This is a genomic window from Eubacterium sp. LMAG:50, assembly GCF_008680265.1.
In the GTDB taxonomy this organism is placed as follows: Bacteria; Bacillota; Clostridia; order Lachnospirales; family Lachnospiraceae; genus Eubacterium_U; species Eubacterium_U album.
The window spans coordinates 249,929-269,667 of the sequence record NZ_NALP01000006.1 but is presented as its reverse complement, the minus strand read 5'-3'; the positions used below and the strand labels follow the sequence as shown (position 1 = coordinate 269,667).

Genomic DNA, 19,739 nt, shown 5'->3' with positions numbered 1-19,739 from the left:
GAATGAGATATAGCGAGTTGACTTTAGAAGGACGTAATGCTGTAATTGAGGCGTTCCGTGCGGGAAAAACAATCGATAAATTGTTTGTATTAGAGCATTGTCAGGAAGGCTCGATGAACACAATTATCAGAGAAGCTAAGAAAAAAGATACAATTATAAATTATGTTAAAAAAGAACGTCTGGATCAAATGTCTGAAACAGGAAAACATCAGGGAGTAATAGCGTATGTAGCTGCATATGATTATGCTACAGTTGATGATATTCTTGAAAGGGCAAGAGAGAAAGATGAACAGCCTTTCATTATAGTTTTAGACAATATTGAAGACCCACATAATTTAGGGGCGATAATAAGAACTGCTAATTTAGCAGGTGCACATGGAGTTATTATATCAAAACACAGAGCAGCAGGGTTAACAGCAACAGTTGCAAAGGCTTCAGCAGGTGCAATAAACTATACTCCTGTAGCAAAGGTTACTAATATAGCAAAAACAATTGAAAAACTTAAAGACCAAGGATTATGGTTTGTATGCGCTGACATGGGTGGAACAAGAATGTATGACCTTGATTTGAAAGGACCTATAGGTCTTGTTATAGGAAATGAGGGAGAAGGAGTAAGTAGACTTGTAAAAGAAAAATGCGACTTTATTGCTTCAGTGCCTATGTTTGGAGATATAGATTCCCTTAATGCTAGCGTTGCTACAGGTGTTTTAGCATATGAAATTGTAAGACAGAGAATGCTATAATATATTAAATGCTTTGTTTGATAGACAGAGAAGACTATAATGAATGAAATTCTGATAGAAAGATGATTATATAGTTTTAATTTTTTTAAAGTGTAATTAAAATTTAGCATTAAGTATTAAATAGAAAAAATAAGAATCAGCAAATCAGATGCTGATTCTTATTTTTTAGAAGCTCCCGACGGGACTTGAACCCGAGACCTCTACCTTACCAAGGTAGCGCTCTACCGACTGAGCTACGGGGGCTTAATTAATTTAACTTAAATGATAATAACATAAAGATAGTAAATAGACAATAGAAAAAAGTAAATGTAATTTATTTGATTGTACAAATTGTATTGCTTAATTGAAATGTTAACGATTAAAAAAATAAAATAATTGTGCAAAATTCATAAAAAAACATTGCAATATTGAAAAAGATTGTGCAAAATGATAAACTATATACAATTGGAAATTGGGGAATGATTATAATGAGCTATATGATGTGTTTGAAGGAGGACTTTTTTAATGAGAAAATTATCTAAGAAAATACTTTCTTTGTATGCAAAGAAAGCAATTATTGGCTTAGCATCAGTTGCGATGGTTGCGACTATGTCGTTGAGTACAATAAATGTGTCACCGGTTAAGGGAGCGACAACTTCATCAACGTTAGTATGGAGTGATGAATTTAATGGGAATTCTATTGACGCTTCAAAATGGGGATTTGAAATAGGAACAGGTTCAAATGGATGGGGAAATAATGAACAACAGTACTATACCAATAGAACAGATAATGCATATGTTGCTGATGGAGCGTTACATATTAGAGCTAAAAAAGAAGCGTATGGTGGAAAAAATTATACATCAGCAAGACTTAATACAAATGGAAAATTTACATTTACATATGGATATGTAGAAGCAAGACTTGCGCTTCCGTCTAGTCAGGGAATTTGGCCTGCATTTTGGATGTTGGGAGCAAATATTGGAAGTGTAGGTTGGCCATCGTGTGGTGAAATAGACATTATGGAAGCAATAAATGCAGAAAATAAAACATATGGTACATGTCATTGGAATGCAAATGGACATGCAGAATATGGAAAACCAACTGGAAATTTTGATATAACACAGTATCATACATACGGTCTCCAGTGGGATAATCAGTATATTAGATTTTTTGTAGATGGAAATAAATTCTATGAAATGTCAATAGCAAATAATGCAGGAGATACAGATGAATTCCACAAGCCATTTTATTTATTGCTTAATGTGGCTGTAGGTGGCAATTGGCCGGGATTTTCAATTGATGATAGTGCATTCCCACAGGAAATGAAAGTTGATTATGTTCGAGTATATCAGGACAATCCTTCATTTGATAGTTCATCATCAAATAATGTAGATAAAAACAATGGTGGAAATAGTGGTAATACGGGAAGTACAGGAAATACAGGAAATACAGATACATCAAATACACCAGCTAGTGGAATGGGAATGAATTCGTCAGGAAACAATTCAGCTACAGCTTATGTAAATGATTCAAAATGGACAGATATTCATTATTCAGTAAATAATGGTGCACAGCAGAATGTAAGAATGACACAATCAGGAAATAAGGCAACATATACTATTAATGGATTGAAATCAGGAGATAATGTTAGTTATTGGTTTACATATTGTAATACATCAGGATATGTAAAAGATACATCAAAATACACATATACACATAACAGCAGTGGCTCATCATCAGGAAGTGGTTCATCATCAGGAAGCAGTTCATCAGGAAGCAGTTCATCAGGAAATGTAAATTCAACATCAGGAGATGTATATATTTATCAGGATATTAATTATGGTGGAAATACAGCATCTTTAGGAGTTGGAAATTATACATTAAGCAGTCTTTTGGCAAAAGGATTTAAAAATGATGATTTGTCATCTATTAAAGTACCTTTTGGATACAAAGTTACATTATATGATAATGATAATTTTGGTGGCGAATCAATGGTTGTCACATCAGACACTAAATGGATAGGCACAGCATTTAATGATAGAGTATCATCTATTAAAGTTGAAAAAGCAAGATATAAGATTGTTAATAAACATAGTGGACTTTGTCTTGATGTTGCAGGAGCAAATAAGGCAAGTGGTACAAATGTACAGCAGTGTGAGGCAAATGGAAATATAGCTCAGGAATGGGAGTTAGATTATAACAATGATGACTACACATATATTATTAAAAGTGCATTAACAGGAAAAGCTCTTGATATGGGCGGATGGTCACAGGATAATGGTGGTAATGCCATAATTTGGGATAATAATAAAACAGCTAATCAAAGATGGTATATTACTCAGGTTGATGGAGGATATGTATTCTTCATTAACAAGCATAGCAATAAGTCATTAGAAGTTGGCGGATGGTCTACATCTAATGGTGGAAATGTTCAGCAGTGGGATTATAAAGCTCAGGCTAACCAGTTGTGGAAATTTGAAATGGTTAATTAAAGTAATATATTATAAAAGGGAATTGTTACGGTAACGTGACAATTCCTTTTTTAGGTGTTTAGAGCGAAAAAGTAAAAGTTATTTTAATAAAAAACAATGCATATATTGTTTGAATAAGAAAAATATGCTAAAATACTTATGTTATATATTTATTTTATATTGAAAAGGGGAGTTTTATGCTGAAAATTTCAAAAAGAATTTTAGCTACAATTTTAGCAACAGTAATAGTATTTACGATGGCAGATTATTCGGGAATAAATTTGTTGAAAGAAAACGTATCTGCATCAACAGACCAGAATAAGTATTCAGATTCAAAGGTGGTTAATGAAGAAATTATACCGGATACTGAATTGAGAAATGCTTTAAAAGACATAATTTCAAATGGAAACGATTTGACTTTTAAAGAATTAAAGGAATATGAGGGAGATTTGGATTTAAGCAATTATCCTCAAATTCAGGAAGTTACAGGTTTAGGATATATGAGACTTGTAAAAAATATGGATTTGTCCACTCTTTCAAAAGTTAAAAAGATTGATAAGTATGAGTTCCAGATGTGTAATCTTACATCAATAAAATTACCAGAAAATTTAGAAGAAATAGATGAAGCAGCTTTTTATAGGTGCGAAAGTCTTGAAACGGTTGTATTACCTGATGGTTTAAAGAAAATTCATAATGATGCATTTAGCAGATGTACAAAGTTAAATAATGTAACATTACCTGAATCGTTAATTAAAATTGGTAATGGAGCTTTTAGTGTTTGTGAATCATTGGAGAGTATAAAGATACCGGATTATATTAATGCAGCTTTGGAAAACTCAAGTGATGATTCTGTTAATGGATTGGGAACAGGAGTTTTTGACGGATGTACAGCATTATCAAATGTTACATTTGGTGCAGCCATGACAGCAATTCCGGCTGGCTTTTTTAGAGGAACAAAAGCTCTAAGAAAAATAGCAATTCCGGAACAAATTATAGATATAAGAAATAATGCGTTTGGTGAAAGTGGATTATATTCAATTGATTTGTCAAAAAATACAAAAATGACTACTATTTCAGGAAATGTATTTAATGGGTGCTCATCATTATATAAAGTTATTTTGCCTAAATCAATTGAGAGAATTGAAGAAAGAGCATTTTGGGGAACAAGTGTATATGATTCTGATATATTTAAAGGATTAGATAAATTAACTTATATTGGCGATTATGCATTTTTAGGTTGTAAATTTATTGAAATAAATATGCCGGATAATATTGAAACTATAGGATTCGAAGCTTTTAAAAAATGTAGTTTGTTACAAAAAGTTAATTTTGGGGAATATACACATGAAATAAAAGAAAATACAATACTTTCTATAGGAAGTGAGGCATTTATAGAATGCTATAATTTAACAGATGTTCATTTCCCTTCAGAAAATCAGGATAATATTAATTTTGGTATAGAAATATTAAGTAAGGCTTTTAAAAACGCTACGAATTTGCATAATGTTAATTTTACATCAAGCATTACATTGATTGGTGAAAGTGCATTTGAAAATTGCGGGGCAATAAAAAAAGAAGAAGTTTGTGAAGGAAGAAGAAGCGTATATATTTCAAAGAAAGATATACATAAAACTTACCAGGAGGGAGATACTGAATATAGATATTATACATATGGAAATGGGCAGGAGTATTATGAACTGAATATTGGATATTTTAATCAGGAAAATTTTAGAGATAGTTACAATAAATATGATTCTGATATAGAAGTTGTATTATGTGTACCGGGAGCAAATAAGCAAAAGGTATATACACATTCATATACAGGATTAGAAGATATTGATTTGTCGAATAATAATAGAACTGTATTTGGAAAAAATGTATTTAAAGGATGCATAAATTTGAAAACTGTTAAACTTCCTACAGAAATGACAGAGGTTCCTGAAGGAATGTTTGATAATTGTTTTTCTAATTTATATGGTAGTGATGATAGAACTGTATCTTCCTTAAAGCGTGAAAATGATACATGGTATGTGGGTTTAAATAAAGTGGAATTTCCTAGCACATTGAAAAAAATTGGCGTTAAAGCATTTTATCAGTGTAAAAATTTAGAGTTGAATAATAAATTACCTGAAAGTCTGGAAATAATTGAGAAAGATGCTTTCAGCGGATGTGAAAATATTGGTAAGTTGAATCTTCCGTATAATTTAGTAAAAATAGGAAATAATGCTTTTAATAATTGCTCAAGAATCATTGACGGTGTTGTTTCAAAAAAGAGAGGATTAACAGAGTGTGATGCATCCGCACTTTCAAAAATTGAATATATTGGAGGAGGAGCTTTTGCAAATTGCCCTTTTACAAACTTTATTATGAATAAAGAAGGAAAAATTAAAAACATAATGTCTGGCACATTTTCAAACTGTCAATTTTTGAAAGATGTTAGATTTTGTGATTCCGTTGAGAATGTACAGAATAATAGTATGTCTAATGATGTGAGTTTAAAATATATTGATATACCGGATATTTGTACAATTAATCAAAATTTTGCATACGGTGTATTAACTATACCTGTTAAATACAGAGACAGTTTTAGTGAATTATCAGATAGTTGTATTGTAAAGATGACAGAGGATAATATTTCATATGTTCCGCAATTTTCTTTATCTGTAAGAGTAGTTAATAAAGATCAGGTTGTAAGGGTTAATTCGGAAGTAGTATTACCGTTTTACACTATACAAAAGGAAACATGGAATAAAATAAAATTAGTAAAAATTGGCGATACTAAATTGGAATATGATCAGGATAATGATTCGTTCTCAGGAATAATGGACGAACTTCCTATGAGTGTAACTGCAGACTTGAATTTTTCTCACAATATTTCGGCAACAAATTGGACGGGAAGTGGAAAAGTTAATATTATTGCTCCAAGAATTCAGGGAAAATATGAAGCAGATGACGTACCAGTTACAGTAGAAGGCGATATTTCTTTTATACTTGGTAAAGGGGATAGTGGATATTATGTTAATCCGTGTGCTGTTTCAGGATTATATTTAGTGGATGTTCAGGCAAATCCGTGTAAGGAAATTATTGCAGATGATTCATTATATATAAATAGTACAAATAATAAAAAGTCATATAGAATTAAACCTAATTTTATACCTGAATCAAATGATAGCGATATGACAGATAAGATTGAATGGAAGGTTGAAACAGGAGAAGAATTTATAAGTTATACAGTATCAGGTGATGGAAAATACATAGATGTAAAAACATCAGGCACAGGCTGTGGCACAAGTAAAATTGTAGTAAAGGCAGGAACAATTATAAAGACAATATATGTTTATAATGTAATCCCTGGAACAATATCATCTGTTAAAGATGAAAATAACAAAGAAATTGCGAATAAAGGAAATGTGGATATTACTTTGTTAGACAAAACAAAAATTACAGCTACATTGTCATATCAGCTTGATGTCCCAAGTGGATATGAAGATAAAATATCATACACAAGTGATGATGAGTCAGTTGTAAAGGTTTGTAATGTTGAAGAAAAAGATGGAGTGACTGAGTGTGAACTTGAAGCTGTAGGTATGGGAAAAGCCGTTATAAATGTCAAATCAAAAGCAGGAGAAGCTGTAAGGACGTTTAATGTAGTTGTTTCATCTGATAATTTAAAATTAGTAGTAAAGGATCAGAATGATAATATTGTTGAATCCGGTAATAGACTTGATTTGTTAAATACTAATGGAATTAAGTATAAATACGAATTTAACGAAAATATTGCAAATAAAATGCTTACATCGGTTGTAGAGGACGACAGTATAGTTGAAGTAAGAAACATTGATACAAATAGAATGACATTTACCTTAGTTGGCAAAAAAACAGGTAAAACAAAAGTTACAATTTATCCTGCAATAGGAAATGAAAAGTGTGGTGTAACATATGAAGTTGTGGTAGACGGAGATATTTCTAAAATAACATTAGAGAATAAGTCGATAGAATTAGATAGTACATACTGTATATTGACAAGTGTTACAAACGTTTTCAATCAATCTATTAAGGATGATATTATGTCTAACATGTCAAGTATTACTACAAATACATTAAAATTTACTTCAAGTAATGAAAATGTTGCGACTGTGGACAATTGGGGAAATGTAACCATTATAAGCTTGCCGGATGATAATAGTAAAGTGACAATTTCATGTTGTGCTATGAGAGGTGGCGAGATTGTAAATAACACTACAAGAACAGTCACTGTAACTCCAACAAAGAAAAAAGTTTCCAATATTGTTTATAGTGGCAATACAAATATAACTGTTAATGAAAAAACAAAAATTGATTTGAGTTTTGAACCAGTTAACTCAATGTATAAAGGTGTTGAAGTTTCGTATGTTAACGATGGAAAGAATTTTGTATCTTATGATTATAAAGATAAAGAAAAAGCTATCTATGTAACAGGGAAAAAAGCTGGAAAAGCTGCGATAAAGGTTAGAGTAAAATTAGAAAATAATGTTTATATTGAGAAAATAATTGAATTTAATGTTTCTGATAAAATCACAGATACAACTAAAAATAGTATTTCTGATATTTCAGACACTAAAAATCTTAATAAGATTATAAAATTGAAAGTAAAACGAGGAAAGAAAAAGGCAACTTTAACTTGGAGTAAAATCAGTGGAATTACTGGATATCAGATTCAAATGTCAAAGAATGGCAAAAAATATAAGACTATAAAATTTATTAAGAAATCGTCGACTTCTAAATTTATAAAAAAGAAATTGAAATCAAAGAAAAAAGTGTATTTTAAAATTAGAACTTATATTCAGTCAGGAAAACAGAAAAAGTATGGAAAATGGAGTAAGGTAAAAGCTGTAAGAATCAAATAATATTTATAAAGTGTTTATATAGAGAAAGATAAATACTTTGTTATAGAATGTTTATAAAAATGATATGTTGAACTAAAAAGAATGCTGGTTTTATATATGTGGTAAATGTGCAATTATTGACAAAAAATGCATATGTGATAATATAAAATGAGTAAAATAAAAAGAAGGAGTTACTCAAATATGAATAAAAAAGTTTTATCAGTTTTGGTAGATAATACATCAGGTGTACTTAATAGAGTAGCTGGTTTGTTCAGCAGAAGAGGTTATAATATTGATAGCTTAACTGTTGGAGTAACACAGGATCCTAGATATTCAAGAATGACAATTGTTGTAACAGGCGATGATGATATAATCGAACAGATTATTAAACAGATTGAAAAGCTTGTAGACGTAAATAAGGTTGAGGTACTTGAAGATAATAATTCAGTGTGCAGAGAATTGATTTTAACAAAAGTTAAGACAACACCTGAACAGAGACAGCAGGTTATGGCAGTAGCTGATATCTTCAGAGCTAAGATTGTTGACGTTGGTATAGATTCACTTATTATTGAATTAACAGGAAATCAGAATAAATTAGATGCATTCTTGAATCTTTTAGCTGATTACGAAATTTTAGAACTTGTAAGAACAGGAATTACAGGTCTTGCAAGAGGAACAAAATAATAAACAAAAATTATATCTGTGATAAAGCAGATTGGTTTTTAGTTGCTTTATGCAACAAATAATACATATATTTACGGAGGCGTAACAATGTCAGAAGCAAAAATTTATTATCAGGAAGATTGTAACCTTTCATTATTAGATGGAAAGACAATCGCAATCATCGGTTATGGTAGCCAGGGACATGCACATGCATTAAACTTAAAGGAATCAGGATGCGATGTCATCATTGGTTTATATGAAGGAAGCAAGTCATGGGCTAAGGCTGAAAAACAGGGATTTAAGGTATATACAGCAGCAGAAGCAGCAAAGAAAGCTGACATCATCATGATTCTTATTAATGATGAATTACAGGCTGATATGTACAAGAAAGACATCGAACCAAACCTTGAAGCAGGAAACATGCTTATGTTTGCACACGGATTTAACATTCATTACGGATGTATCGTACCACCTAAGGATGTAGATGTTACAATGATCGCTCCTAAGGCACCGGGACATACAGTACGTTCAGAATATCAGGCAGGAAAAGGAACACCATGTTTAGTAGCAGTAGAACAGGATGCAACAGGTAAGGCATTAGATATGGCTTTAGCATATGCATTAGGAATTGGTGGAGCAAGAGCCGGAGTTCTTGAAACAACATTCAGAACAGAAACAGAGACAGACTTATTCGGAGAACAGGCAGTACTTTGCGGTGGTGTTTGTGCATTAATGCAGGCAGGATTTGAAACATTATGCGAAGCAGGATATGATCCAAGAAACGCATACTTTGAATGTATCCATGAAATGAAGCTTATCGTAGACTTAATTTACCAGTCAGGATTTGCAGGAATGAGATATTCAATATCAAATACAGCAGAATATGGTGATTATGTAACAGGACCAAAGATTGTTACAGCAGAAACAAAGAAAGCAATGAAGAAAATACTTAGAGATATTCAGGACGGAACATTCGCAAAAGAATTCTTACTTGATATGTCACCGGCAGGACGTCAGGTACACTTCAAGGCAATGAGAAAGTTAGCTTCAGAACATCCATCAGAAAAAGTTGGACAGGAAATCAGAAAACTTTACAGCTGGAATAATGAAGAAGACAAGTTAATCAATAACTAAGATTGATTTTTAATGAAATGCGGTTAATTCGATAGGATTGACCGCATTTTTTAGGCTCTTTTTTAGCATGAGGTAATCCAAAGAGTATAATCAGGTTGCGAATAACATCCACAGTTTGGTATTTTTTATTTTAAAAGGTAGACAATTTAAACTTCAAGTAATAAAATTAAAAAGATATACAAATATAATAAAGAAATAAGACTAAGTAAAATGGGAATAGTGAAAAACAAAAAGAAAGACAGAGGTAAGTTTGATGAAAATATATAATGGATATAAACGTTTACCAAGAAATTATACTCTTATGACAGATGAATATGAATTTACAATGGCGAACGGATATTATCAGAATGGAATGCAAAATCAGATTGCTGCATTTGATGTTTTCTTTAGAAAAGTGCCTAACAATGGCGGGTATGCTATTATGGCAGGATTAGATAAAGTAATAGAATACATTAAAGATTTCAGTTTTGGAGAACAGGAATTATCATATTTAGAAAGAAAAGGATATGGTAAGTCATTTGTAGAATATTTAAAAAATTTGAAATTCTCGGGTGATATATATGCAATACCTGATGGAACTCCTGTATTTCCAAATGAGCCTATAATAACGGTAAAAGCACCTATAATTGAAGCACAGATAATTGAAACTGCAATTTTATCTATGGTTAACGGAGCAATGGAACATGCAACAGGAGCAAGAAGAATAGTAGAAGCTACTCCTGATGATGTGACAATAATGGAATTTGGAGCTAGAAGAGCAGATGGTTGTGAAGCAGCAATAGATGCGTCAATATATGGAATTATGGCAGGATGTGATGGAACAAGTAATGATATTGCTGCGGATATGCTTAATATGAAAGGACTGGGAACTCAGGCACATAGTTGGATTGAGTCATATGACACTGAGTATGATGCATTTTTAGCATATGCAAAAGCTTATCCGGATAATTGCTTATTATTAGTTGATACAATTGATACTCTAAGAAGTGGCGTTCCAAATGCTATAAGAGTTGCAAAAGAGTATTTAGTTCCAAACGGTTATAGATTAAAAGGAATTAGAATTGACTCAGGAGATTTAGCTTATTTATCTAAGAAAGCAAGAAAAATGCTTGATGATGCAGGATTAGAAGATGCAGGAATATGCTTAAGCAATGGACTTACAGCTGAATCAATAGAATCATTAATTATACAGGGAGCAGAGTTCTCAAGTCTTGGTGTTGGCGATAACATTTCTAAACCTGAAGGAAGAATGGGATGCGTATATAAAGAAGTTGCATTAAAGAAAGATGGAAATTGGATTCCTAAAATAAAATTAAGTAATGATGTTTCAAAGACAATCAATCCTGATTTTAAAAAATTATATAGAGCATATGATAAAGAAACAGGATATGCAATTGCAGATATAATGGCAAGAAGAATAGAAAATGTATCAAGGGATAAAATAGTTATTGCTGATCCGGCCAATATATTAAAACATACTACAATTACTAATTTTAAATTAGAAAAATTACAAAAAACAATATTTAAAAATGGTGAATTAGTGTATGACGATCCGGAAATTTTAGAAAAACAGAAGTATTGTAATGAACAAATGAAAAAAATTTATCCTGAAGTAAAGAGAACAAAAATGCCACATGAGTATTATGTTGACGGAACTGAAGAATATGTGGAATTTAAAAATGTTTTGATTGACGAAACAAAGAAAATAGCTAAAAATAAAATATAAAACTTAAAAAGTTGAATAGAAACTAAACTTTTTGCTTATTTTTTATTCAATTTTTTAGTTTATATGCAATAAAAATCAGTTTTGCATTTAATTTATGCAATAAAAATTGAACATATCACGTTTAATTAGTAGATAATAGAGTATGAGATGATACTAATTACGGGGTGAATAAAAAGGGGATATAATAAGGTAATATTTATGCAAAGTGAAAATAATAAAATAGATGAAGAATTATTTGCAAAAATAGCAGATGGTGATAATGAAGCTTTTGCACAATTATATTATGCATCGTATAAACAATTGTATGGGTTTTTATTATCGCTTACGAGAAACAAAGAAGATGCAGAAGATATACTGCAAAATACATATATAAAAGTGCGTAATGGAAGTCATTTATACACAAAACAAGGTACACCTATGGGGTGGATGTGTCGTGTCGCAAAAAATGTATATCTCGACCACATAAGAAAATATGGAAAAATTACAAAAGTTGATTTTGATTTGGTGGAGAATTATGTGACAGATAATGAAAATAATGTTAGTGAACAACGAATTTTATTAGAACAGGCACTTGCGTCATTAAAAAAAGAAGAAAGAACGATTGTAATTATGTACATATATATGGGGATGAAACATAGAGAAATTGCTGAAATTACAGGATTACCGCTATCAACTGTATTATCTAAATATAACAGAGCATTAAAAAAAATGAAGAGTAAAATTGAAGCATAGGAGGCATATGATGAAAGAAAAGGATATAAAAGAAATTTTAGATGACAAATTTGAATCAATGGCTCCGGATTTAGTTAATAAAATTTGTGAAAATAAAATAGAAAAAATAAAAGACGAGTCTGAACTTTTTGGTAATGATGAGCCGTTATTTAGAAAGAATAATAAAGTTATATTTGGTGGTATTGTTACTGCTATGGTGGCGTGTATTATGATTGTTATAATGGTATTTTCTCCAAAACAGCAGTTTAAGGAGGAAAAATATGCTTTTTCCATAATTGTAGATGTTAATCCAAGTATTACGGTACAATTTAATAAGGAAGGATGCGTTGAAAAAATTGTAGCAGGAAACAAAGATGCAAAGTTAATTGTAAAAAAATTGAGAAACAAATTGAATGAAAAATCTAAATGCGAAGATGTAATGAATGGAATTATAAAAGAAATATCGAATGAAGGATATTTGAAAAAAAATAAGAATTCTATGCTTGTAACAGTTGTGTCAGATAATGCAAAGACAAGAAAAGAAGTACTAAATTCAGTTCAATATAATACTGAAAAATACGAAATTGATAAGGGAAAGAAATTTAAAACAATTTATCAGGATATAAAAGTAGATAAAAAGGTTGAAAAAGTTGCAAAGAAAAATAATGTTTCACTAGGAAAAGCTGCATTGTGTATAAAATTGGCAGAAGCAGGAAAGGAAGATTATAATAAACTATGTAGGAAAAGTATTAATACCCTGGCAGGAGAAGTTGAAAAAAAGGGTGTGGCAAATGACGATGATGAGCTAATATTGAATATAGAACCAGAAATAGTTGAAGAAGAGATTTCTGAACCTTTTACTGAAGAAGAAATCACAGAAACGATAAGTGAAACAGAAAGTCAGGAAACGACTTCTGAATATGAAAGTGAAGTAACGACAGAAGAAACCAGTGAAGTAGAAAATACACAGGAAATTGAAACTACACAAAGTCAGGAAATACAAACAACTCTTGAGAGCGAAACAAAACAAGGTGTAGTTAAGTAAATAGTTAGTTGATAACTTTACTCCCTTGAATAATGTCCATATCAGATAAATATTTATTGAGAGTATTTAAAACTAATTTTTTATTTCCGCTCCATAAAGGCTCTATTAATAAAGATTTTGGACCATCTCCGGTTAATCTATGAATAACAATGTTTGAAGGAATGTGCTCAAGACATTTGCCTATCAGGGAAACATATTTATCCATAGTGAAAACATGAAAAGGATTTCGCATATAAATATCTGCAAGAGTAGTGTTTTTTAATATGTGGAGTAATTGAAGCTTAATGCCTTGAATATGTAAGGAGCAAACATAATCAACTGATTGTAATATATCTTCCATAGATTCTCCGGGAAGTCCTAATATTAAATGTACTATAATATCTATATTAGCTTGATTGAGACGTGTTACAGCGTTATTAAAACAATCCAAATTATAACCGCGATTAATGAATTCTGCAGTTTTTTCGTGAATTGTCTGTAATCCAAGTTCAATCCAGACAGGTTTAATTGAATTTAATTCATTTAAAAGTGCAATTACTTCGTCAGGCAAACAGTCAGGTCGGGTCCCAATTGACAAAGCAACAATATCAGGATGATTTATTGCTTCTGTAAATATTTTTCTTAAATATTCAACAGAACCATATGTATTTGTAAATGATTGAAAATAGGCTATGTATTTACCTGATGATATTTTCTTTGAAACTTTTTCTTTTGCTTCCTCAATTTGGGCAGTTATTGAATATGAAGGATTGCTAGCAAAGTCACCTGAACCACCTTCACTACAAAAAATACAACCACCCGTACTAATATTACCATCTCTGTTAGGACATGAAAGGCCGGAACTTATAGACAATTTATATACTTTACATCCAAATTTATTTCTTAAATAAGCATTTAAAGAGTTGTAATACATTGCGGATACTCCTTTATAAATTAGTAAAATGATAAAAGTGACAATATTGAAATTGTCAGCATAAATAATAGTATAAAGTTTATGCCAGGGGCAAAAGGTTTAAGTCCACATAAGCTTGCTAATGAGTGGGTGAAAGACCTTTTTGATTCCAACATAAAGTTATAAACTATTATAATAAACACACTTTGTAGTTTTATGTTTTTGTTTTGACATAATAATATATCTTATCATAAAAAGTAGCAAAAATAAAATATACATACAGGTGAAATAAGATATAAAAATAACCAAAAAAGAAGACGTAATATTGGCTATATTTGTCCGTGGAAAAACAAGCTTAGTCATAGAAAAACAAAGGAAAAAATGATATAATTTTATATAAATAAAGGAATCGGATTTTAGAAAGGAGGAATTCATTATGGAATTTTATGAAAACAAAAAAGGAATGGTGATTTTCTTCGGATATTTAGCTGTTATGTGCTTTTTATTATGGTGTTTTATGATGGCAGTGTAATTTGATTTCATAAGGTCAAAGTCACGTAAACGAAAAAACTCATCTTACATGAAGAGTAATGCATGTGAATATGCAAATAATCATGTAAGATGAGTTTTGTTGTTATATACAAAAAAGTCATGTGTATAACAAGAGAAAAGCGGAGCGAGTGGGATTCGAACCCACGTGCCCAAGTAAATGGACAAACTGATTTCGAGTCAGTCTCGTTATGGCCTCTTCGATACCGCTCCAAAAAGCAACAAGAAATTTATAACATATTTTAAAGAAGAATGCAACAAAACGGAAAAAGAAGAACACTATATATTTGAAGGGTAAAGTGTACACAACCTGGAAAACACTATTGTTTATTCAGGAATAAATTATGGAGAAAACAATATGAATTATGAAATCAATGATGTAGAAAAAGCAAAGGTGGGAAATAAGACTGCATTTGAAAATCTGTATTCAGCAGTATATAGAGATTTGTACAAATTTGCATTTTACACAATAGGAAACAGTGAACAGGCTAAAGATGCAGTAAGTGAAACATTTTTAGATGCTTATAAAGGAATTGGAAAACTAAAAAACACAGATAAATTTGATATTTGGATTATAAAAATATTATCAGGCAAATGTAAAAGACAAATGCGGGAAAAATATGATAAAGTAACAATTCAAAATCCTAAAGTTATCCAATTTGATGAATTAACAGGTGTTGAAGGAAAAACAGATAATAAAGAAGAAAAAATCGACTTGGAAATGGCTATGAGCATATTGAATAAAACAGACAGAATGATTGTGACTTTATGCATTATAGAAGGATATAAAAGTGAAGAAGTCGGAAAAATATTACATATTAAATCATCAACCATAAGATCTAAATTGAATAGAAGTTTAAACAAATTGAAAAAATATTTGGAGGATTAGGAATGGATAAGAAAGATTTTTTTGAGGATGTAAATAAAGAAAATAAAAAAATTGCAAGTTTTATAAAAGAAGAATCTGATAAAACAATAATTCCTGACAAAATGAACAGTGAAGAATTAAACGGATTATTAAACAAAAGTAATGAAAGAAAAAAACAGGGGAAAATACTTAAAATTGGAACAATTGCCGCATGCCTTGCGTTAATTGTTGGAGTATTTAATGTTACATACAATTATATAACTAACGATAATAATAGTGGAACGTTCAATGTAGTTGTAAATGAAAAGAATAATGAGAGCAAATCAGACAATAATGAAAGTTATTCGGATATATATGATAAACTTAAAAATTTACAAATTGCAAATAATGCAATTTACTATGGAATGAAAGAAAGAAACGGACTTAAAACTGCAAAATCTGAAAGTACTAATGTAGCAGATTCTTCAGCATCATCACAATCTAAATCTTACAATACAAATGTACAGACGCAAGGCGTAGATGAAGCAGATATCGTAAAGACGAATGGCAAGAATATATTTCTTCTTAATCAAAGCAAGAGTAAAGTTTTAATATGCAATGCTGATGGAGAAAATACTAAACAGGTTGGAGCAATAAACTTATCATCAGGAAAAAATAAAAATAAATATGAGTATCAGGAAATGTACGTTAATGATAATAGACTCGTAGTTTTTGCAAGTAAATATAGTTCTTCAACCGGAAAAATGGGATGTTATGATATAGCAATTTATTCGGGAAATACAGAAGTATTGATTTACGATATAACAGATATTGAAAATGCTAAATTAGCATCAACTTTGAAGATAGAAGGCAATTATAATTCTTCAAGATTAGTTGGAAATATTTTATATACTGTTACAAATAAACCGATAGACAATATTTCAATAGACAATTGCGTACCATATGTTCAAAATAAAAAAATGGCAGCTTCGGATATTTATATTCCTGAAAATAGTGATGGTAGTGATTATGTTATTGTTACATCAGTTAATATTTTAAAACCCGACAAAATAATGGGAACAAAGGCTATAGCTGTCGGAAATACTAATGTTTATATGAGTGAGGACAATTTGTATTTATGCATATCAAAAAGCAGTGAGGAAGATATTTCTGACACAAAGGAAGGAAAAAAATATATAAGCAAAATAGATATAAAAGATAAAGATGTAAAAATAAGAAAGGAATATAAAAAATATCTTAAAAAAGCATATCCGGATATTAATTTTAATGAAGTATATGCAAAAGAAAAAGTAGTTTATGTACGTGAAAAAAGCAATACCGAAATAATAAAAATACAATGCAAAGATGGAAATTTGAAAATAATTGCAGATGGAGTTGTAGATGGAACAATAGATGACAATTTATCTGTTGATGAATATAAAGGGCATATTAGAATGGTTACAACCGTTAATGATTATAAAAATCTTGTTAGTAGAATTGTTGTTTATAATAAACAGGATGAAGTAATAGGATACGAAGACATATATAATGAAAAAGTTTTAGAAAATGATTTCTATAAAAATGATATGCACAATAATCTGTATGTTTTAGATTCAGGCATGAAAGTTGTTTCAAAAACAGAAGGATTAGCTGAAAATGAAGAAATTTATTCAGCAAGATTTATGGGCGATTATGGATATTTTGTTACATATAGAAATACAGACCCTCTTTTTGCAGTTGATTTTTCTGATATAGAAAATCCAAGTATTATTGGAAAATTAAAAATTTCCGGATACTCAGATTATTTGCATTTCTATGGAGAAGATAGTTTATTAGGATTAGGAATGAATACAGAAAATGAAAATAATCAGGAAATAAAACTTGATATGTATAATATTAAAAATGGAAAAGCTGAATTAGAATCCAGAAAGGTGATAAGTGGAACTGAATATTCAGAAGCGTTATATAATTATAAAGCGGCTATGGTATCTTATGAGAAAAATATAATCGGATTCATGGCTGAAGAATATAAAAATGGTAATATAGAAAATTATTATTATATATTTGGATATGATAAAGAAAATGAAAAATTTGTAAGAAGAGCAAAAATAAAAATGTCCGGAAATATATATTCTTCTAGAGGATTATATATAGACGATAATTTGTACGTTATTGGATTTGATGGAAATGTAATAGTTCTCGATATGGATAATTATAATGAATTGTTAAGGTTTAAAATGAAATAAATAATTATCATCAATTGACGCTGATTGAATTTTGTTATAAAATAGTGCATTAGAATAAAATCGTATTCAATTAAGGAGGAATCTGAACATGGGAATGACTATGACTCAGAAAATTCTTGCAGCACATGCGGGATTAGATAAAGTCGAAGCAGGACAGTTGATTGAAGCCAATTTAGATTTGGTTTTAGGTAATGATGTAACAGCTCCTGTAGCGATTGGTGAAATGAAAAAAATGAATGTTGATTGTGTGTTTTGCAAAGATAAAATTGCATTAGTACCAGATCATTTTACACCAAATAAAGATATTAAATCAGCAGAATTATATAAATGCGTTAAAGATTTTGCAGAAGAAAACGAAATTACTAATTACTTTGAAACAGGAAGAGTTGGAATTGAACATGCATTACTTCCTGAAAAAGGGTTAGTTGTTGCCGGAGACGTAGTTATTGGTGCAGATTCACATACATGTACATATGGAGCCCTTGGAGCTTTCTCAACAGGTGTAGGAAGTACTGATATGGCAGCAGGTATGGCTACAGGTCAGGCTTGGTTTAAAGTTCCATCAGCTATTAAATTTAATCTTACAGGTAAACCGGCTAAATGGGTAAGTGGAAAAGATATTATTTTACATATAATTGGTTTAATCGGTGTTGACGGTGCATTATACCGCTCAATGGAATTTGTTGGAGATGGAATTAAATACTTATCTATGGATGACAGATTCGCTATGACAAATATGGCAATCGAAGCAGGTGGAAAGAATGGTATTTTCCCTGTAGATGATTTGGCTATTCAGTATATGAAGGAACATTCTACTAAAGAATTTACAGTATATGAAGCAGATGAGGATGCTGAATATGATGAGGAATACACTATTGACTTAAGTAAATTAAGACCGACAGTTGCATTCCCACATCTTCCTGAAAATACAAGAACAATTGACGAAGTTGGCGAAGTTAAGATTGATCAGGTTGTTATTGGTTCATGTACAAACGGAAGAATTGAAGATATGAGAATTGCTGCCAAAGTATTAGAAGGCAGAGAAGTTAAAAAAGGTGTAAGAGCCATAATTTTCCCAGCAACTCAGGCAGTATATTTACAGGCAATTGAAGAAGGATTAATTCAGACTTTCATTAAAGCCGGATGCGCAGTAAGCACACCAACATGTGGCCCTTGTCTTGGAGGACATATGGGTATTCTTGCAAAGGGAGAAAGAGCAATAGCTACAACAAACAGAAACTTTGTAGGACGTATGGGAGACCCTGAATCAGAAGTTTACCTTTCAAGCCCTGCAGTAGCAGCAGCAAGTGCAGTTACAGGTAAGATTTCAGGACCAGAAGAATTAGGACTATAGGAGGCAGAAATGGAAGCTAAAGGAAGAGTATTTAAATATGGCGATAATGTTGATACAGATGTAATTATTCCAGCAAGATACTTAAATGTTCCTGATGCAAAGGAACTTGCAAAGCATTGTATGGAAGATATAGACGTTGATTTTGTAAAAAATGTCAAAGAAGGCGATATTATAGTAGCTGATAAGAACTTTGGATGTGGTTCATCAAGAGAACATGCACCAATAGCAATTAAGGCATCGGGTGTAAGTTGTGTTATAGCTGAAACATTTGCCAGAATTTTTTATAGAAATGCAATAAATATTGGTTTACCAATTATTGAATGCCCGGAAGCTGCTAAAGGCATTGAGGCAGGAGACGTGGTAAGAGTTAATTTTGATACAGGTATGATTTACAATGAAACAAAAGGAACTGAATTTAAAGGTCAGGCATTCCCGGAGTTTATGCAGAAAATCATTAAAGCAGAAGGTTTAATAAACTATATAAATAACAAATAAGGTTATCAGTAGGAGGAA

At 30.9% G+C, this 19,739-nt stretch carries 13 protein-coding genes and 2 tRNA genes; 12 read left to right on the top strand and 3 right to left on the bottom strand.

Annotated elements, in window-relative coordinates:
- Positions 1-2 precede the first annotated feature (2 nt).
- The gene (gene rlmB / locus CCC31_RS04030) at positions 3-743 is read left to right on the top strand and encodes a 23S rRNA (guanosine(2251)-2'-O)-methyltransferase RlmB (protein WP_022089850.1); all 741 of its coding nucleotides are present in this window, start codon (positions 3-5) and stop codon (positions 741-743) included.
- A 170-nt stretch (positions 744-913) separates the two neighbouring features.
- Here the strand turns inward: rlmB and CCC31_RS04025 are convergent.
- Positions 914-986, bottom strand: a tRNA-Thr gene (locus CCC31_RS04025).
- A gap of 261 nt (positions 987-1,247) precedes the next feature.
- Here CCC31_RS04025 and CCC31_RS04020 point away from each other — a divergent pair.
- The 7 genes from CCC31_RS04020 (at position 1,248) to CCC31_RS03990 (ending at position 13,338) form a co-directional block, all read left to right on the top strand.
- Positions 1,248-3,215, top strand: coding sequence for a family 16 glycosylhydrolase (locus tag CCC31_RS04020; RefSeq protein WP_290849831.1), 1,968 nt, complete (start codon positions 1,248-1,250; stop codon positions 3,213-3,215).
- Positions 3,216-3,391: 176 nt separating this feature from the next.
- Positions 3,392-8,080, top strand: coding sequence for a leucine-rich repeat domain-containing protein (locus CCC31_RS04015; RefSeq protein WP_022089852.1), 4,689 nt, complete (start codon positions 3,392-3,394; stop codon positions 8,078-8,080).
- 180 nt (positions 8,081-8,260) lie between these two features.
- Positions 8,261-8,743, top strand: a complete 483-nt coding sequence (gene ilvN / locus CCC31_RS04010) for an acetolactate synthase small subunit (protein ID WP_022089853.1) — start codon at positions 8,261-8,263, stop codon at positions 8,741-8,743.
- An 87-nt stretch (positions 8,744-8,830) separates the two neighbouring features.
- A complete protein-coding gene (gene ilvC / locus CCC31_RS04005; protein WP_290849826.1) occupies positions 8,831-9,856 on the top strand; it encodes a ketol-acid reductoisomerase in 1,026 nt (341 codons plus the stop codon).
- A 253-nt stretch (positions 9,857-10,109) separates the two neighbouring features.
- Complete coding sequence (locus tag CCC31_RS04000) at positions 10,110-11,582, top strand: nicotinate phosphoribosyltransferase (protein WP_147585993.1); 1,473 nt, start codon at positions 10,110-10,112, stop codon at positions 11,580-11,582.
- Between the two features lie 198 nt (positions 11,583-11,780).
- Positions 11,781-12,314, top strand: coding sequence for an RNA polymerase sigma factor (locus CCC31_RS03995; protein WP_290849824.1), 534 nt, complete (start codon positions 11,781-11,783; stop codon positions 12,312-12,314).
- Positions 12,315-12,321: 7 nt separating this feature from the next.
- Complete coding sequence (locus CCC31_RS03990) at positions 12,322-13,338, top strand: hypothetical protein (RefSeq protein WP_147365036.1); 1,017 nt, start codon at positions 12,322-12,324, stop codon at positions 13,336-13,338.
- 4 nt (positions 13,339-13,342) lie between these two features.
- On the opposite strand, the gene CCC31_RS03985 is transcribed toward CCC31_RS03990, so the two are convergent.
- A complete protein-coding gene (locus CCC31_RS03985; protein WP_290849820.1) occupies positions 13,343-14,251 on the bottom strand; it encodes a TIGR01212 family radical SAM protein in 909 nt (302 codons plus the stop codon).
- Between the two features lie 651 nt (positions 14,252-14,902).
- Positions 14,903-14,992: transfer RNA gene (locus tag CCC31_RS03980), tRNA-Ser, on the bottom strand.
- 145 nt (positions 14,993-15,137) lie between these two features.
- Here CCC31_RS03980 and CCC31_RS03975 point away from each other — a divergent pair.
- The 4 genes from CCC31_RS03975 to leuD all read left to right on the top strand — a co-directional run bounded on the left by CCC31_RS03975 (position 15,138) and on the right by leuD (position 19,721).
- The gene (locus CCC31_RS03975) at positions 15,138-15,668 is read left to right on the top strand and encodes a sigma-70 family RNA polymerase sigma factor (RefSeq protein ID WP_022089068.1); all 531 of its coding nucleotides are present in this window, start codon (positions 15,138-15,140) and stop codon (positions 15,666-15,668) included.
- 2 nt (positions 15,669-15,670) lie between these two features.
- On the top strand, positions 15,671-17,872 hold the full coding sequence (locus tag CCC31_RS03970; protein WP_290849817.1) for a beta-propeller domain-containing protein: 2,202 nt from the start codon (positions 15,671-15,673) through the stop codon (positions 17,870-17,872).
- An 88-nt stretch (positions 17,873-17,960) separates the two neighbouring features.
- Complete coding sequence (gene leuC, locus CCC31_RS03965) at positions 17,961-19,226, top strand: 3-isopropylmalate dehydratase large subunit (protein ID WP_022089070.1); 1,266 nt, start codon at positions 17,961-17,963, stop codon at positions 19,224-19,226.
- 9 nt (positions 19,227-19,235) lie between these two features.
- A complete protein-coding gene (gene leuD / locus CCC31_RS03960) occupies positions 19,236-19,721 on the top strand; it encodes a 3-isopropylmalate dehydratase small subunit (RefSeq protein ID WP_022089071.1) in 486 nt (161 codons plus the stop codon).
- Positions 19,722-19,739 lie beyond the last annotated feature (18 nt).

Coding starts and splice junctions, on each gene's coding strand:
- rlmB (WP_022089850.1), top strand. CDS start 3: ATGAGATATAGCGAGTTGACTTTAGAAGGACGTAATGCTGTAATTGAG.
- CCC31_RS04020 (WP_290849831.1), top strand. CDS start 1,248: ATGAGAAAATTATCTAAGAAAATACTTTCTTTGTATGCAAAGAAAGCA.
- CCC31_RS04015 (WP_022089852.1), top strand. CDS start 3,392: ATGCTGAAAATTTCAAAAAGAATTTTAGCTACAATTTTAGCAACAGTA.
- ilvN (WP_022089853.1), top strand. CDS start 8,261: ATGAATAAAAAAGTTTTATCAGTTTTGGTAGATAATACATCAGGTGTA.
- ilvC (WP_290849826.1), top strand. CDS start 8,831: ATGTCAGAAGCAAAAATTTATTATCAGGAAGATTGTAACCTTTCATTA.
- CCC31_RS04000 (WP_147585993.1), top strand. CDS start 10,110: ATGAAAATATATAATGGATATAAACGTTTACCAAGAAATTATACTCTT.
- CCC31_RS03995 (WP_290849824.1), top strand. CDS start 11,781: ATGCAAAGTGAAAATAATAAAATAGATGAAGAATTATTTGCAAAAATA.
- CCC31_RS03990 (WP_147365036.1), top strand. CDS start 12,322: ATGATGAAAGAAAAGGATATAAAAGAAATTTTAGATGACAAATTTGAA.
- CCC31_RS03985 (WP_290849820.1), bottom strand. CDS start 14,251: ATGTATTACAACTCTTTAAATGCTTATTTAAGAAATAAATTTGGATGT.
- CCC31_RS03975 (WP_022089068.1), top strand. CDS start 15,138: ATGAATTATGAAATCAATGATGTAGAAAAAGCAAAGGTGGGAAATAAG.
- CCC31_RS03970 (WP_290849817.1), top strand. CDS start 15,671: ATGGATAAGAAAGATTTTTTTGAGGATGTAAATAAAGAAAATAAAAAA.
- leuC (WP_022089070.1), top strand. CDS start 17,961: ATGGGAATGACTATGACTCAGAAAATTCTTGCAGCACATGCGGGATTA.
- leuD (WP_022089071.1), top strand. CDS start 19,236: ATGGAAGCTAAAGGAAGAGTATTTAAATATGGCGATAATGTTGATACA.